The organism is Microbispora sp. CL1-1 (genome assembly GCF_012034195.1).
GTDB lineage: Bacteria > Actinomycetota > Actinomycetes > Streptosporangiales > Streptosporangiaceae > Microbispora.
The window spans coordinates 19,928-35,887 of sequence record NZ_JAATEK010000001.1; the positions used below are offsets into that span (position 1 = coordinate 19,928).

General features: G+C 73.3%; 14 protein-coding genes and 1 riboswitch. Of the genes, 8 read left to right on the plus strand and 6 right to left on the minus strand.

All coding sequences use genetic code 11. The features are described 5' to 3' along the window. Positions 1-5: 5 nt before the first annotated feature. Both HCK04_RS00095 and HCK04_RS00100 read right to left on the minus strand, forming a co-directional pair. Positions 6-2,393, minus strand: coding sequence for a helicase-associated domain-containing protein (locus HCK04_RS00095; RefSeq protein ID WP_142644804.1), 2,388 nt, complete (start codon positions 2,391-2,393; stop codon positions 6-8). 457 nt (positions 2,394-2,850) lie between these two features. Further along, positions 2,851-3,360 (minus strand): ATP-binding protein, encoded by a 510-nt coding sequence (locus HCK04_RS00100; RefSeq protein WP_260616989.1) that lies wholly within the window; start codon positions 3,358-3,360, stop codon positions 2,851-2,853. Between the two features lie 200 nt (positions 3,361-3,560). Here HCK04_RS00100 and HCK04_RS00105 point away from each other — a divergent pair, with 200 nt between their 5' ends. The 3 genes from HCK04_RS00105 (at position 3,561) to HCK04_RS00115 (ending at position 5,072) form a co-directional block, all read left to right on the plus strand. Next, positions 3,561-4,382, plus strand: coding sequence for a helix-turn-helix transcriptional regulator (locus tag HCK04_RS00105; protein WP_142645196.1), 822 nt, complete (start codon positions 3,561-3,563; stop codon positions 4,380-4,382). Then, the gene (locus HCK04_RS00110; RefSeq protein ID WP_030508262.1) at positions 4,383-4,616 is read left to right on the plus strand and encodes a DUF397 domain-containing protein; all 234 of its coding nucleotides are present in this window, start codon (positions 4,383-4,385) and stop codon (positions 4,614-4,616) included. 171 nt (positions 4,617-4,787) lie between these two features. After that, entirely contained in the window at positions 4,788-5,072 is a 285-nt protein-coding gene (locus tag HCK04_RS00115) for a hypothetical protein (RefSeq protein ID WP_142644806.1), read from the plus strand. Between the two features lie 41 nt (positions 5,073-5,113). On the opposite strand, the gene HCK04_RS00120 is transcribed toward HCK04_RS00115, so the two are convergent. Continuing rightward, positions 5,114-5,692, minus strand: coding sequence for a histidine phosphatase family protein (locus tag HCK04_RS00120; protein WP_142644807.1), 579 nt, complete (start codon positions 5,690-5,692; stop codon positions 5,114-5,116). A 103-nt stretch (positions 5,693-5,795) separates the two neighbouring features. On the opposite strand from HCK04_RS00120, the gene HCK04_RS00125 reads away from it, so the two are divergent. Next, positions 5,796-6,668, plus strand: a complete 873-nt coding sequence (locus HCK04_RS00125; protein WP_142644808.1) for a Gfo/Idh/MocA family oxidoreductase — start codon at positions 5,796-5,798, stop codon at positions 6,666-6,668. Here the strand turns inward: HCK04_RS00125 and HCK04_RS00130 are convergent. Then, positions 6,631-7,902 carry an acyltransferase gene (locus tag HCK04_RS00130; RefSeq protein WP_260616990.1) on the minus strand — a complete coding sequence of 424 codons (1,272 nt, stop codon included), beginning with the start codon at positions 7,900-7,902 and terminating at the stop codon, positions 6,631-6,633. The genes HCK04_RS00125 and HCK04_RS00130 overlap by 38 nt on opposite strands. A 481-nt stretch (positions 7,903-8,383) precedes the next feature. Then, positions 8,384-8,520: riboswitch (cobalamin riboswitch) on the plus strand. 77 nt (positions 8,521-8,597) lie between these two features. On the opposite strand from HCK04_RS00130, the gene HCK04_RS00135 reads away from it, so the two are divergent. The 4 genes from HCK04_RS00135 (at position 8,598) to HCK04_RS00150 (ending at position 12,411) form a co-directional block, all read left to right on the plus strand. Continuing rightward, positions 8,598-9,548: an ABC transporter substrate-binding protein gene (locus HCK04_RS00135; protein ID WP_142644809.1), complete on the plus strand. Its 951-nt coding sequence runs from the start codon at positions 8,598-8,600 to the stop codon at positions 9,546-9,548. A gap of 246 nt (positions 9,549-9,794) precedes the next feature. Beyond that, a complete protein-coding gene (locus HCK04_RS00140) occupies positions 9,795-10,823 on the plus strand; it encodes an iron ABC transporter permease (RefSeq protein WP_142644810.1) in 1,029 nt (342 codons plus the stop codon). Further along, positions 10,820-11,635, plus strand: coding sequence for an ABC transporter ATP-binding protein (locus HCK04_RS00145; RefSeq protein ID WP_142644811.1), 816 nt, complete (start codon positions 10,820-10,822; stop codon positions 11,633-11,635). Before HCK04_RS00140 ends, HCK04_RS00145 begins: the two co-directional genes overlap by 4 nt. After that, positions 11,632-12,411, plus strand: a complete 780-nt coding sequence (locus HCK04_RS00150; RefSeq protein WP_142644812.1) for an adenosylcobinamide amidohydrolase — start codon at positions 11,632-11,634, stop codon at positions 12,409-12,411. The genes HCK04_RS00145 and HCK04_RS00150 overlap by 4 nt, the downstream gene beginning before the upstream one ends. On the opposite strand, the gene HCK04_RS00155 is transcribed toward HCK04_RS00150, so the two are convergent. Beyond that, entirely contained in the window at positions 12,408-14,246 is a 1,839-nt protein-coding gene (locus tag HCK04_RS00155; protein ID WP_142644813.1) for a serine/threonine-protein kinase, read from the minus strand. The two genes, HCK04_RS00150 and HCK04_RS00155, sit on opposite strands and share 4 nt — an antisense overlap. 28 nt (positions 14,247-14,274) lie before the next feature. Continuing rightward, positions 14,275-15,906, minus strand: coding sequence for a zinc ribbon domain-containing protein (locus HCK04_RS00160; RefSeq protein ID WP_142644814.1), 1,632 nt, complete (start codon positions 15,904-15,906; stop codon positions 14,275-14,277). Positions 15,907-15,960: the final 54 nt, after the last annotated feature.

Below are 15,960 nucleotides of genomic sequence, written 5' to 3' on the forward strand. Positions count from 1 at the left end.
GTGAGTCAGCAGTCGGCGGTGACCGAGGCGATCTCGTTGAGCGGGAACTCCAGGTAGTCGCCGGCCTCCTCGCACCACGCGTCGAGCACGCCGCTGCGCAGCTCGCCGTGGCTGACCGTGGCGGTGACCCCGTCGGCCAGCGTGATCATGGCGCGGACGTCGCGGTCCACGACGAAGCCGAGCAGCGACTGCTGCGCCGCGGGCAGCCGGGTCGCCATGCGCCCGATGACGGCCCACGTCTGGCGGGGCTGCGCCGCCGCCGCCACCGGGCCGCCGCTGACCAGCAGCCGTCTGGCGTGCTCACGCGGGTCAGGTGGGGGCTCCAGCAGCGGTCCTGACGGTTCGAGCTCGGCGACCCGCCCGCCGGGCAGGAGGATCAGCCGCCCGCCCTGCGGCTCGCGCCGGACGGTGATCTCCCCGGTGTCGTCCACCGGCACCGGGGCGTAGCCCGCCTCCCTGAGCGCGGCCAGCGTGGCCGCGGCGGGCGCCGCGCCCGCGAGCACGGTCGGCGCCAGCAGCCGCAGGCCCAGCTTGGCCAGTTTGCGGTGCGCGGCGATCTCGGCGAGCAGCGCGGGGTCGGAGCCCTGGACGATGCAGCCGACCGACGACACCGTGACCTCGCCGTGCCGTCGCGCCACGTCCCTGATCAGGTAGGTCAGCGGCTGGGGGAGCGTGCCGGCCTCCGACAGGTCGGCGATGAGCGTGTCGGCCGTGTCCCCGCCGTCCAGGGCCCGCCGTACGCTCGCGGGGCTGAACCGCCAGACCGACGCCGTGCCCTGCGACTCGCGGTCGGCGGCGCGGTCGAGCAGCGCGGCGAGCTCGACCGACGGCGGGCCGGTGACCACGGCGGTGAGATCGGCGCCGAACAGGGCGGTGCGCTGGGCGCTCGCCATGGCGTGTGTGGCGGCCTTCGCCAGCGCGGGGTCGTGCTCGACCTCGGGCACGCATTCGCGCGTCTCGTCCCCGGCCACGGCCGCGAGCGGGGCCAGTGCCCGGCCCAGGGCGGTGAGCGTGTCGCAGGCCACGAGCCCCAGCAGGCGTGCCTCGTCGAGCACGGCCGCCGCGCAGCCGTCCAGCAGTTCGCGGTCGAGCAGCGGGGCGCGCCAGTGCACCCGCTGCACGAGCTCCGGCAGCGTCGCGAAGGCCCTGCCCTCCGGGATCTCGGCGAGCGCAGCGAACAGGGCCCACCGGATCCTGGCGATCGTCTCGCCGGCCGGGTCGTCGCCGAGCGCGGCGGGGTGGCGGCCGTCCACCCGGCGCAGCGACGAGCGCTCCATCCGCCACCACGCGGCCAGCAGGACGCGCAGCCGCATGGGCGCCTCCTCCAGCCGCCACGCGTCGTAGCGGGCGGCCGGCGTCAGCCCGCCCGCCTCCTCGTCGATCGCGATCAGCCGGGCGACCGCGCAGACCTCGAGCAGCAGCCGGGTCTCGTCCTCGGCGCAGCCGGTCTCCCTGGCCAGGCGCTTGATCTCCCGCACGCCGACCCCGCCGTTCTTGAGCAGCGGCAGCGGCGTCTTGTCGACGTTCTCCAGCAGCGCCGTGGCCCGGTCGAGCACGTGCGGCGCGGCCAGGCACATCGCGTGCTCGACGCCGTCGGCGTCCGCCTCGGCCGTGGCCAGGTCGGGCGGGTAGGGCGTGAACGGCCCGCGGTAGTCGGGCCCGCGCAGCGCGAGCGCGACCTCGCGGGGCATCTCCGCCAGGTCCCACTGGGTGCGGAAGAGCAGGCCGCGGTCGAGGGCCCACTTCTCCGGCGTGCCCGGGGTGATGAACCGGTTGCCGTTCACGCTGCGGACCGGGCCGTCCCAGGCGAAGTCGTCGAGCATGCCGAGCGTGCCGTCGGGGGCGTCGTCGAGCAGCGCGCCCAGGCGCTCGCAGTCGCCGAGCAGCGCGGTGATCCGGGCGATCACCTGGCGCCTGCCGCCGTGCGGGGACAGGTCGAGCACGCGGCACATGCGGCGCAGCGCGTCGGTGCTGAGCTTCCAGGAGTCGAGGTACGCGCCGAGCGGCTCGCCCAGGCCGCAGGGCGCGGTCCACCAGCGGGCGACGGCGTCGGCCACGGTGATCCTGCCGTCGCGGCCGGGCCAGGCGACGGCGTGGTCGTAGAGGTGGTCGAGCCAGGGGATCACCGCCGAGGTGCTCACCCCGAGGAACCGGGCCAGCTCGTCCTCCGTCGGACGGCCGCCGATGACCAGGCACGCCTGCAGGAGTTCGAGCGGGGGGAGGGGGAGGCCGCGCATGACCTCCATGACGGCGAAGGTGTCGGTCAGACGCTGCGCGAGAGCGTCCAGGCGCCGGGGCCACGGCGCGGCGATCGCGTCCGGCCGGTTGGCCAGCACGCGGGCGAGCCTGTCTTCGTCAAGACTGGTCAGCCAGCCGATTAGGTGATCGTCCATCGTAGATCTCTCGGGAGTCCCAGGAAGCCACCGTAGTGCAGATCACCGTCTTGCCGGGGTCCGTGGGCGAACAAAGAGCGCAAAGTCACGGATCCCGAGATCACGATATTTCTCCGCCGATCGCTGGGGAACGAGCACGCCGCCGGGCCGTCACGGCCCGCGCTCAGCCCATCATCGCGCGCCGCGCCCGGCCTCAGGGGCGGTTCCGGAGAATCCGGGCCGCCGGCCGGAGGGCGCTCCCATGCATTCCGGGCTGCACGGGAGCGCTCTTCGGCCGGCGGACCATGACCGGCGATAGGTAGAACTGGCGATCTGGTTAGGTTTTCCGGCACCCCGGGCGGGAGGGCCGGAACTCCCGCTCCGGCCGGCGCTCCTGGTCCGGCCGGTGCTTCTGGCCCGGGACGGCCGGGACCTACGGCGAAGCGCGTGGCCCCGCCGTCCGCCCGCGGGCCGGTGGTCAGGCCGCCAGTACGGCCCACACCGCCTTGCCCTGCGGGACGAGCGGGCACCATCCCCAGCACACGCTCAGCGATTCCACGATGTGCAGCCCGAGGCCGCCCGGCTCGAAGGGCGTGGGATCCCGCAGCACCGGCGCGGACGACCCGGGGTCGGTGATCGCGCAGGTCACGAGCCCTCCCCGCCGGATCAGCGACAGTCGCATGGCCTCTCGCACGCGGCCGTCGCCGAGCGTCATGCCGTGCCGCAGGGCGTTGGTGACCAGTTCCGAGACGACCAGTTCCATCCCGTCGAGCAGGTCGGCCAGCTGCCAGCCCGCGAGGGTCCCCGCGGCGAAGCTGCGCGCCGAGTGAACCGATTCCGCACGGGGTGGCAGGACGAAGGTGGCGCTGGCGGTGGCCGACCCGGGTTCGAGGAGATCGCGTGCCGGCTCCGGCCACCAGCCGATGGGAGGCCACCAGTCGAGCGCCGACCACTGGTTCTGGCCACGAGTCAGGTTCGTGGACTGCACGGGATCATGATGATGGACACTCCCGTGCATGTGCAAGAGCGAATGCACGTGCAAGCGTGTTGTGCACGCGCTACGGTTACCCCCGAACACCACTGGGACGAAGGGGGCGATCTTTGACAGACTGTGAACCAGTCCACAAAGCGGAGGAATAGCACGTGTCCATAGATCCGCCCGGATCCGGTTCCACCGTCCGGCGCATCATGCTCGGCGCGAGCCTGCGCCGGCTGCGTGAGCAACGGGGCTTGACCCGTGAGGTCGCCGGATTCCACATCCGTGCCTCGGAGTCGAAGATCAGCCGGATGGAGCTCGGCCGGGTCGGGTTCAAAACACGTGACGTCGAAGACCTCCTCACGCTGTACGGCGTCCACGACGACGCCGAGCGGCGTGGCCTGCTGGAGATGGTCCGCGAGGCGAACACGCCGGGGTGGTGGCACAAGTTCGGCGAGGTGCTGCCGAACTGGTTCGTCACCTACATCGGCCTGGAGGAGGCCGCCAGCGTGATCCGCACCTACGAGGTGCAGTTCGTGCCCGGCCTGCTGCAGACGGCGGAGTACGCCCGCTCGGTGATCATGCTCGGTTATCCGGACGCCACGGAGGACGAGCTCGAACAGCGCGTCCATCTGCGGCTGCAGCGGCAGGAACGGCTCACGCGCAAGGACGGCCCCCGGCTGTGGGCCGTCATCGACGAGGCGGCGCTCAGGCGGCCCATCGGAGGGAGTGCGACGATGCGGGAACAGCTCCAGCATCTGCTGGAGGTGTCCACGCTGCCGAACATCACCCTTCAGGTGATGCCCCTCCGCTATGGGATGCACGCGGCCGAGGGAGGCGCGTTCACCATCCTCCGCTTCCCGGAGTCCGACCTTTCGGACGTGGTCTACGTCGAGCAGCTCTGGGGTGCGCTCTACCTGGACAAACGTGAGGACATCGATCCCTACCTCACGGCCATGGAGCAGCTGTGCGTGGAGAGCACCACGCCCGGCGGCACTGCCGAGATCCTCGGCGAACTTCTCAGAGAGACATAAATGCACGCATATAACGGGATGCCCGCAACCGACATCGCCGGGGTCACCTGGCGGAAAAGCGCCCACAGCAACTCGACCGGCAACTGCGTGGAGCTGGCCGAGCTTCCCGACGGCAGCGTGGCCGTCCGGAACTCCCGCTATCCCGACGGGCCGGCCCTCATCTACACACGCGACGAGATACGAGCCCTGGTGCTCGGGGTCAAGGACGGCGAGTTCGACGGCCTCCTGGTGTGATCGACTGGTGTGACCGACTCGTGTGATCGACTGGTGTGATCGGAATGGTCCGACCGGCTCCGGGGACGGCCCCGCGTTCACCCGTGTCTCACGCGTGTAACGTCACGACGCGGGAGGCGTAACACGGATCCGGCAGAGTGGGTCCTCAAGAAAGCTCACAAGGGGGACCCAGTGCTGGACCAGATGACTCTCTACCCGGTGGCCGACGACGTGCTGTTCGCACCCGGAGGCCGCGTGGTGATCCGCACCTACGGAGTCGCCGCGCCGGCCGACCCGGCGAACGGACAGCCGAGGTCGGTGGCCTACCGGACGTGGGTCACCGGGGTACGGGAGCAGCCCAGGTACTGGCGGTGGGGGCACTTCGAAGACGCCCGGCGCGGCCACCGCAAGGTCCTGGAATGGCTCACCGGCCGAGGTCCGCAGCCCCAGCAGGTCGCCCAGGTGGACGCTGCGTGACGCCCGGGTCCCGGGTGCGCGTGACTCGGGCCGTCGCGTCGTCAGGCCGGCACATTCCAGTGGAGCAGGACGGGCTCGTCGTGCTCGTGGCCGAGGACGGAGTACGTCCCGGTGTCGAGCCGGAAGAGCCTGCCGTGATCGGCGGGCAGCGACAGCCAGCGGGCCGCCAGCACACGCAGCATGTGGGCGTGCGCGACGACCAGCACGTCCCCGTCCGCCGGGCGGATCCGGGCGAGCACCTTGTCCGCCCGTTCCCCGACGTGCTCCACGGTCTCGCCCGGGTGCGCCTCGTCTCCCGGGATCACGCCGTCGCGCCAGACGTACCAGCCGGGGCGTGACCGGCGGATCTCGGCGGTGGTGATGCCCTCGTAGCCGCCGTAGTCCCACTCCCACAGGTTCGGGTCCACCTCGTACCGCCCGGCGCCGGCCAGCTCGGCCGTACGGCGGGCCCGCTGTGCGGGACTGACGAGGACCAGCGCGAACGACCGGCCCGCCACCAGGCGGGACAGCGCCCGTGCCTGCTCCTCGCCGTGGGGTGTCAGCGGCAGGTCGGTGCGGCCCGTGTGCCGCCCGGCCCTGCTCCACTCGGTCTCGCCGTGCCTCAACAGGATGACGTTCATAGAGCGTCCATCTTGCCCGTACGTCCGATTTCACCCGCGACGGGCCCCCTTGACCACCCGCCCGCGGCCTGCAGTAGGGTCCCCGCGGGAAAGGGGGCGCCACATGGAGCCGGTGCGGGTGGGACTCGTCGGTGCGGGACCGTGGGCGGAGATGGTGCACGCGCCCGCTCTCGCGGCCGGGCCGCACACGACGCTGTCCGGAGTGTGGGCGCGCAGGCCCGAGGCGGCGCGAGCGCTGGCGGACGCCCACGGCGCGCCCGCCTTCGAGCGGCTGGAGGACCTGTTCGCGGCGTCGGAGGCGGTCGCCTTCTGCGTGCCGCCCACCGTGCAGGCCGAACTCGGCGTGCTCGCGGCCCGGGCGGGAAAGGCCCTGCTGCTGGAGAAGCCGCTCGCGGCCGACCTCGACGGCGCCCGGCGCCTCGCCGGGGCGATCGAGGAGGCGGGCGTCGCCTCCCAGATGCTCTTCACGTTCCGCTATTCGGCGGCGACGGCCGGCTTCCTGGAGCGGGCCCGGCGGATCGAGCCCTTCGGCGGGCACGCCGCGAACATCTCGGGAAGCCTGCGCGGCGGCCCCTTCGCCACCCCCTGGCGGCTGGAGCGCGGGGCGGTGCTCGACGTGGGCCCGCACACGATCGACCTGCTCGACGCCGCGCTGGGCCGCGTGGTCGGGGTCAAGGCCCACGGCGACCCGCTCGGCTGGGTCGGCCTGCTGCTGGAGCACGAGGGCGGCGCGGTCAGCGAGGCGTCGCTCAGCATGGCCGTCGAGGGGGAGACCCCGCCCAGCCGTGTCGACGTGTACGGCAGGCTCGGCACCGCCTCGCTGCTCGGCTCCGAGCTCGGCGACGTCTTCCCCGAGGTGGTGCGGCAGTTCGCGAGCACCGTGCGCGACGGCGGCGGGCATCCGCTCGACGCCCGCCACGGACTGCGCATGCAGGAGATCATCGACGACGTGGAGCGGCAGCTGCGGGCCGGCTGACCAGGGCGAGGCCCGCGCCTAGGGCGACGGAGGCGATCACCGGCGCGGGGCCGGGCGCGAACCCGGTGATGGTGAGCGTGAGCAGCGCGCCGCCCATGAGGGGTACGGCCACGGGCACGTGCCGGTGGGCGGCGGCGCCCGCGGGGTTCTCGAAGCGGCCGAGCAGCGCGGTGAGCCCGACCAGCACCAGCGCCAGGGCGGCCAGGCACGGCGGGGCGGCGCTCCACCAGGCCGCCGAGCCGGCGGTGGGCGTCAGCCCGAGCCCGATGACCGCCACACCGGCGACGGCGACGAGCGCGGTCATGTGCCACAGGTAGATCGTCATCATGTGCGGCGCGAGCGCGGTGAGCACCCTCTCGGCCACCGGCCGGGCGGCCAGCGCGTTCACGGCGGGGCGCAGCAGCATCGCCAGGCCGAGCTGACCGGCGAACAGTGCGAGCAGGCAGGCGCTCGGCGGGGCCATGTTCGAGATCATCCCCGGCATCCCGATCATGCTGGAGGGGTAGGGCCCGGTCGCCACCAGGGCCGCCACCATCGCGAACCCGGCCACCGCGAGCCCCGCGGCCCGCCGTCCCCTCAGCCACTCCAGGCCGCCTTCGGCGTACCGGAACCCGACCTGGTGGACGGCCGGCCAGACGAAGGCGACGTTGAGATAACCGGCGGCCTCCAGGCCGGAGAACCGGACCACGTCCGTCAGCACCGCGCCGCCCGCCAGCACTGGCAGGACCACCCCGGCCCGCATCCGCAGCAGGCGCGGCGTGGTCACCACGGCCAGCAGGTAGACCGCCAGGAACCACAGGAGCTGCCCGACCGTCCGCGCGGCCACCTCCACCGGCTGCGCGGGCACGCCCAGGGCCGTCAGGAGGTGGGGGAGCGGCAGCCACACGACCGCCAGCGGCACCACCGGCCAGGCCAGGCGGCGTACCCGCCGCGCGGTCCACTCCCGGGCCGTCCCGCCCCGGCGAGCCGCGGACCGGAAGCTGATCGCGTTGGCCGCGCCCCCGGCGAAGAACACCAGTGGCATGACCTGCGAGATCCAGGTGACGTACGGGATCGCCGCCAGGGCGTTGCCGGTCGTGAGCCGCCCCTGGGCGTACGACAGGACCGGCATCGTCCAGTGCTGGACGACCACCAGGACCATCCCGAAGACGCGCAGGACGTCGATGAAGCGGTCGCGCGGCGCGGGTGCGGCCGGGGCCCGCTCGGCTGCGGGGGGAAGCATGGTCAGGGACACGAGAAGCCGCCTTCGCTGTTTCGGGGCCGCCGCGGGGGCGTTCCGCGGGCGGTGGGGGCTCGAAGCCTCGGTGGTTCGGGGTTGCGGTGGTTCGGGGTTGCGGTGGTTCGGGGTTGCGGTGGTTCGGGGTTGCGGTGGTTCGGGGTTGCGGTGGTTCGGGGTTGCGGTGGTTCGGGGTTGCGGTGGTTCGAGGTCGGGGTGGTTCGAGGTCGGGGTGGTTCGAGGTCGGGGTGGTTCGAGGTCGCGGTGGTTCGGGGGCTGCGGTGGCCCGGGGCCTGGGGCCCGGTCTTCGCGAGCGGTTCAAGCGTCCCGCCGCGCCCCCGCCCGGCGCAGCGACGCGGTCCCTACTTCCGATCATGGGAGGCCCCCTACCACCGGGGTAGGGCCGGCCCTACCAACCCCGCGTACGCCCAGGCCGACGGCCGCGCGCGTGGATCGCCGTCCGCCCGGGGCGGTGGGGTCCCGGGCCGGGGGTGGACGCCGCGTGAGGGATTGGTACCGTTGCGTCCGACGCGCGCCGCGTAGCGAAGTCCGGTGAGAATCCGGCGCTGTCCCGCAACTGTGGTTCCCCGCCCCCGGGGACGAGCCAGGTCGCCTGCGCTGCGCGCCGACGCTATCGACCCTCGTGGAAAAGGGTGATCCGTCGCTTCCAGCGGGTCCCTCGATTCCCGGCATTCCCCCTTATGGAGGACCTCGTGAGGCCCGTACGCACGGCCGTCGCGGGTGTGGTGCTGGGCGTGCTCGCTCTGGCCGGCTGCGGCCAGAGCGACGGCGCCGCCACGTCCGCTACCCCCACCCCCGCCGTCTCGGACGGCACCGGTCAGGCCGCATTCCCCGTCACCGTTCAGGCGGGCAACGGCGCGGTGACCATCGCCAAGAAGCCCGAGCACATCGTGTCGCTGTCCCCGACGGCCACCGAGATCCTGTTCGCGATCGGCGCGGGCGCGCAGGTGACGGCGGTGGACGACCAGTCGAACTACCCGCCCGAGGCGCCCAAGACCTCGCTGTCGGGGTTCAAGCCCAATGTCGAGGCGATCGTCGCCACCAAGCCCGACCTCGTGGTGCTCGCCAACGACCTGGAGGGCGTGGTCACCGGGCTCGGCAAGGTCGGCGTGCCGGTGCTGCTCGAACCCGCCGCGACCAAGCTCGACGACACCTACGACCAGATCCGGGACCTCGGCGCGGCCACCGGCAACGCGGCCAAGGCCGACGAGGTGGCGACCGGCGTCAAGCAGAAGATCGACGCCCTCGCGGCGGCGGCGCCGAAGGACAAGGAGCTGACGTACTACCACGAGCTGGACACCACGCCCTACGCGGCGACGTCGAGCACGTTCATCGGGCAGGTCTACAGCCTGTTCGGGCTGAAGAACATCGCCGACGAGGCGCCGGACGCGGCGGGCGGCTATCCCAAGCTGTCGGCGGAGTTCATCGCCAAGGCCGACCCCGACCTGATCTTCCTCGGTGACACGAAGTGCTGCGGGCAGGACGCCGCCGCGCTGGCCAAGCGGCCGGGCTGGTCCGGCCTGACCGCCGTGAAGAAGGGCCGCGTGGTGGGGCTGGACGACGACCTCGCCTCCCGCTGGGGGCCCCGGGTCGCCGACCTCGCCCAGGCCGTCAGCGACGCCGTGCAGAAGGCGGCGAGCTGAGCCGGTGACGACGCGGACGCCCCTGGCGGCGCGGCGCCTGGTGGTACGACGCCCGCTGACACGGCCTCTGGTGACACGGCCTCTGGTGACACGGCACGGTGGCATGGTGCCCGGTGACACGACGCCCAGGGACACGACGCCCGGTGACCCGGCGCCCGATGACGCGGTGCCCGATGACACGGTGCTCGGTGGTGGGGTGCTCGGTGGCCTGGTGCCAGATGACGTGGTGAGGCCGGTGGTGGCGTCATGACCCCGGCCCGGCCGCGCGGCCGGGCGCTGCTCGTCGCGTCCGTCGTGCTGGCGGCCAGTCTCGCCCTCGGCCTGATGGCGGGCGCGGCGGGCATCTCGCCCCGCGCCATCGTGCTCGCACTGCTCGACCGGCTGCCGCTGGTGTCGGTGCACTCGGGCCTGTCGCCGGTCGAGGAGGGGCTGCTGTTCCAGCTCCGGGTGCCGCGGGTGCTGCTCGCGGCCGTCGTGGGCGGGCTGCTCGCCACGGCCGGGGCCGGCTACCAGGGCGTGTTCCGCAACCCGCTGGCCGATCCCTACCTGCTCGGGGCGGCGGCGGGAGCCGGCCTCACGGTGACGCTCGTCGTGGTCTTCCTGGGCGGCGACACCGGCGTGACCGCGGTGCCGATCGCCGCCTTCGCCGGGGCCGTCGGCGGGGTGTTCCTCGCGTACGCGCTGGGCCACACGGCGGGCCGGGGCGGCGGCACCGCGACGCTGGTGCTCGCCGGTGTCGCGGTCACCTCGTTCCTCACCGCCATCCAGACCTTCGTGCAGCAGCTCAAGGTGGAGGAACTGCAGCGGATCTACTCCTGGATCCTCGGCGACGTCGGCGGCGGCTGGGACCAGCTCCGCATGATCGCGCCGTACGCCGCGGTGTCCACCATCGGCATGCTGCTGCACGGGCGGCTGCTCGACGTGCTGTCGGTGGGCGACGAGGAGGCGGTGAGTCTCGGCCTGCGCGCGGCGCGGGTGCGCTTCGTCGTGCTGCTGGCCGCCTCGCTCGCCACCGCGTCGGCCGTGGCGGTCAGCGGGCTGATCGCGTTCGTCGGGATCGTGGTGCCGCACGTGGTCCGGCGGCTCGCCGGCTGGTCCTACCGGATCGTGCTGCCGGTGTCGTTTCTCGGCGGCGCGGCGTTCCTCGTGCTGGCCGACACGATCGCGCGTACGGTGCTCGCGCCGGCCGAGCTGCCGATCGGGGTCGTCACGGCGTTCGTGGGGGCGCCGTTCTTCGTCACCATCCTGCGCGTGACCCGGCGGGTGGGGACGTGAGCGGGCGGGCCGCACCGGCCGTCGAGGCGCGCGGCGTGGGCGTCACGCTGGGCGGGCGGCGGGTGCTCACGGACGTCACGCTGTCGGCCGCGCCCGGCCAGTGGCTGGCGATCATCGGGCCGAACGGCGCGGGCAAGTCCACGCTCCTGCGGGCCGTCGCCGGGCTGGTGCCGAGGGAGGGCGAGGTGCTCGTCGAGGGGACGGCCGTCGACGACCTGCGCCCGCGCCGCCGGGCACGGCTGATCGCCTACGCGCCGCAGAGCCCGGCGCTGCCGCCCGACATGACGGTCTACGACTACGCGCTGCTCGGCCGCACGCCGTACATCGCCTATCTCGGCAGCGAGAGCGCGCGGGACCGCGAGGTGACGCGGTCGGTGCTGGAACGGCTCGACCTGGACGGCTTCGCGTCGCGGCCGCTCGGGCACCTGTCCGGCGGCGAGCGTCAGCGCGTCGTGCTCGCCAGGGCGCTGGTGCAGCAGGCGCCGGTGCTGCTGCTCGACGAGCCGACCACGGCGCTCGACCTGGGCCACCAGCAGCAGGTGCTCGAACTCGTCGACCGGCTGCGCCTGGCCGACGACCTCACCGTCGTGACGACGCTGCACGACCTCAGCCTCGCCGGGCAGTACGCCGACGTGCTCGTGCTGCTCGCCGCAGGGCGGGCGGTCGCGGCCGGGCCGCCCGGACAGGTGCTGGCCGAGCCGCTGCTGACCGAGCACTTCGGCGCCCGCGTGCGGGTGGAGCCCGGCCCCGAGGGCCGCCCCGTCGTCCACCTGGTGCGCCCGTCGGTCTCCTCGATGGCGGAGGAGGCATGACGGGCCTCCTCCGGCCGTCCCTGACGCACCGTACGGAGGACGGCCAGCGGCTGGGCACGCTGCTGTGGCGGTTCGGGCCCGGCTGGCGGATGATCTCCTCGGCGATGCTGGGCGGCGGCATCGGTCCCCGGGAGTGGGTGCTGAACGCGCAGGTGGCCGCGGGTTACTCACGCATGGACCCGGTCGAGCACATGGACGCGCTCGGGCCCGGCGGCCCCGGGGTCGGCATGATGACGGCGGCGCTGGTGGAGCGGTACGTCACGGCGGCCGACGGGGGAGCGGAGGCCGTCGCCACGGTCGGCCTGGGCGTGCCGACCTGGGCGGCCGCGCCCGAGGGCGTGCCCGACCCCGGCCTGCCCGCCGCCCCTGCCGCCCCCGAGCCCGCTTCGGCGTCCGCGCAGGAGCCCGTCGGTCCGGCCGCATCCGGTCCCGCGCGCGAGCCGGTCGGCACGGGCGATGCCGGGATGCCGGCAACCGGTGGGCGGGCGCCGCGGCCGGGGACGATCAACATCCTGGTGGCCGTGCCGGTCGCGTTCTCCGACCCCGCGCTGGTCAACGCCGTCATGACGGTCACCGAGGCGAAGACGCAGGCGCTGCTTGAGGCGGGCTTCCCCTGCACCGGGACCGCGTCGGACGCCGTGTGCGTCGCCGCGCGGGAGGACGGCCCGGCGGAGGAGTTCGGCGGCCCGCGCTCCGTCTGGGGCGCGCGGATCGCCCGTGCGGTCCACCGGGCCGTCCTCGACGGCGCACGCGACTGGCGCACCCGGCGGGGCTAGGACGTGAACGCGATGCTGTTCACCATGTGGTCGATGTTCGACTGGTTGAACTTGCCCGGCGGGCAGAAGAACGTGATCAGGACGGTCGTGCCCGTGTCGCCCTGCCGTACGACGTAGGCGATGAACTCGAGCCGTCCGCCCTGCTGGGGGTCGCTGAGCACGCCCTCGATGCGGAACGCGGGTTTGGCCCCGACCGTCGTGGGCGTCGGCACACCGAAGTAGGTGGTCACGCCGGGCAGCGCCGGGCCCAGGCTCTCCTGGAGCTCCATCGGCGAGTCGGACGTGCTCAGGGTGTTGCTGACCTGGGCGAACACCCCGGCGGCCCGATCAGGCTGGTCCTTGATGATGGCGTTCACCTTCGACCAGTCGGTGTTGCCCGGCACCGCGAACAGCGCGTTGAACTCGTCCACCGCGGGGGAGGCGATCATCCACTGGTCGGCGTTCGTCTTGGCCTCGCCCCACGACGAGGGGTAGGACATGGTGAACGGCGCCGCCGTGCTGCCCGGGTAGGTGTTCCACGTCGCGGCGGTGTCCCCGCCCTTGGTCAGCAGCAGCGCCGCGGCGACGGCGATGGACACCAGGATCGCCAGGCCGCCGATCAGCGGCCCGAGCGGCAGCCCTCGCCGCTGGCCCTGCGCGCCCGCCGACGCGACCGTCGCCTGCGCGTTCGGCGACCCGGGAGGGTACGACCCGTGACCCTGCACATGGCCCATGGCACCGGTCGGATGGCTCACCGGCGGGTGGGACGACGCCGTGGGCGCCGAGTAGGAGGGATGGGTGACGGGCGGCCTGGTGCCGGGAGGGAACGAGGTGGGCGTGCCCGGCGGATAGGACCCCTGCGGCCGCGCCCCGGCCGGTCCCTGCGCGGCCGGAGAGCCGTGGGAGACCGGAGACCCCGGAGAGGCGTGGGAGACCGGCGGGTACGAGGGCACCGGGGGATGGGACGGGGTGACCGGGGGATACGACGGGGAGGCCGCCGGGTCGCCCGCGCCGCCGCTGATCGCGTCGCGCAGCGCGGACACGAACGCCTGGCACGTCTCGAACCGCTCGGCCGGCGACTTGGCCAGCGCCCGCGTGAGCACGGCGTTCACGGCGTGCGGCAGGTCCGGCCGGTACGGTGTGAGCGGCGGCGGGTCGTGGGACACGTGGGCGTAGAGCAGCGCCAGCTCGGTGTCCCGCTGGAACGGCGGCTGCCCGGCCAGCGCCTCGTACACGACGCAGGCGAACGCGTACAAATCGCTTCGGCCGTCGACCGGCAGGCCCCGGATCTGCTCCGGGGCGACGTAGCGCGGAGTGCCCATGAAGTGACCATGGCTGGTCAGCCCGGCCTCGGCCGAGGAGCTCTTGGTGAGCCCGAAGTCGGTCAGATAGACGTGGTCGGCCTGCGTGACCAGGATGTTGGCCGGTTTCACGTCGCGGTGCACGAGGCCGTGGGCGTGCGCGGCGTCCAGCGCGGAGGCGATCTGCACGAACAGCGGGTTGGCCCGGCCGACCGGCAGCGGGCCCTCCGACTGCACGAGCTTGCGCAGGTCGCTGCCCTCGACGTAGCGCATGGCGATGAACAGCAGATCGTCGCGCTCGCCGGCCTCGTACACCGGGATGATGTTGGGGTGGTCGATGCTCGCCACCATCCGCGACTCGCGTACGAACCGGTCGCGGAACCGGTCGTCGTGCGCGAGCTGCGGTGCGAGCACCTTCAGCGCCACGGCCCGCCCGAGCCGCTGGTCGCGGGCCCGGTAGACCGTCGCCATGCCACCACGTCCGACGACCGCCTCGACCGTGTAGTCGCCGAGCTGCCGCCCGACGAGCGGCGGCATCACGGGCCCCTCGGTCATACGGTCTCCCCCTTGAACGTTCTTCCGATCACGAATCGACTGGGTTCCCGCAGAAGCCGCAGAAACGGTGTCCCTGACCCAGTCGCATGCCGCACTGCGTGCAGAACTTGAGCTGCGCCTGTCCGCGTGGCGGCGACGGGTTCGGCGGGTAGGAGTGCCCGCGCGGCGGCGAGACGTCCTCCGGATGCGCGTGCCCGTGCGGTGGCGACAGGTCCACGGGGTACGCCTGCCCACCGGCCGGGGACGGATCCGCCGGCACGGGAGCGGGCGGCGGCGGCCCGACGACGTCGGGAGACCGGGCGGCCTCCGCCCCGAACACCCTCGTCACGGCGTACGGCGGCCAGGAGTTCTCCGGCGGCGGGTAGGACGCGGCCTCACCCGCGAAGTCCCCGTGCACGGCGTTGCCGGGTGCGGCGACACCGGGGTGGTCGGTCTGGCCGCCGGCGCCGGCGCGTGCGGCGCTCCTGCGGCGCAGCAGCACGACGCCCACGGCCAGCAGCGCGAGGACCACGACGCCGCCGGCCGCCCACACGTACGACGGCACCGACGACTTCGCCTGCGCGGCGGCGGCCGGGCTCGCCACCGGTTTCGACCCGGCGTCCTCCGCCGTGCCCGCCTTGGACTGGGCGACCCGCAGATGGTCGGCCGCCACCGCGTGGTCGGGCCGCAGGTTGAGCACCTGCTGCAGCGCCGGTATCGCGCCGGTGTAGAGCTTGTTGTGGTAGGAGGCGAGCGCGTTCTCGTACACGACGTCGACCGGGCCGCGGCGCGGCGTGACCCCGGCGGTGACCAGCGCGCTGCGAATGTCGTCGGCGGGGGTGATGGTCACCGGTTCGCCGCCGCCCCCGGAGACGAACCCGACCACCTCGCTCTTGCCGTCGTCGATGAGGGCCGCGCCGGGCGCGCCGTCGTCCAGCAGCTTGAGGACCTTGTCGCGCTCCTTGACGGTCCGGCTGCCCGGCGGATTCAGGTGCGCGGTGTCGAGCTTGGGCGGGGTCTTCGCCGAGGGCCTGCTCGGGAGCGACATGACGTCGAGCGACTCGACCGCGCCGCCGATCGTCGTGCCCAGCGGGACGGTGGGCAGTGACTGCTTCTCACCGCCCTTGGTGACCTTCAGCACGGCCGGGGACGCGGGGGAGGTCCCGGTGGTCAGGATCTGCGCGGGCAGGCCCCCGGGCGGCGGCGGGTCGAGGTAGGGGTAGACGGTGACGTTGGTCGTGACGTCGGCGATGCAGGTCGAGTCGGTCTTCTGCGGCGGGTAGCACGCCTTGAGCCGGCGGTCGAGGTCGGGGTCGTCCAGCGGGTGCTGCTTGAAGTCGGCGGGGATCTTCACCTTGAAGTATTCGGCGAAGATCCGGTTGGCCGCGTACACGCGGGGGTCGTCGGCGGCCTGCACGACCTGTGTCGCGGTCACGACCACGCCGTCGGGCGTCACGGTGAAGCCGCTGCCCTCCGCCAGGTCGACGTCGTAGTCGCGGACCAGTTGCTTGATCACGCCGCGGTCGTCCAGCAACGTGATGCGGACATGCGAGGAGGACTCAACGCGTACCGCGCCGGGGGTGACCCGGTCGGTGGAACCGCTGGGGTGCGGGTGGAGCATGGGCGCCGCGAGCGCCGAAAGCGCGCCCAGCCCCGCGATAAGGGAGTGCAGGCGGGGCATCTGCTTCTCCTATGCCTGATCGGAACGCCTCAAGCGTCTCAGCGCGGACAGTGC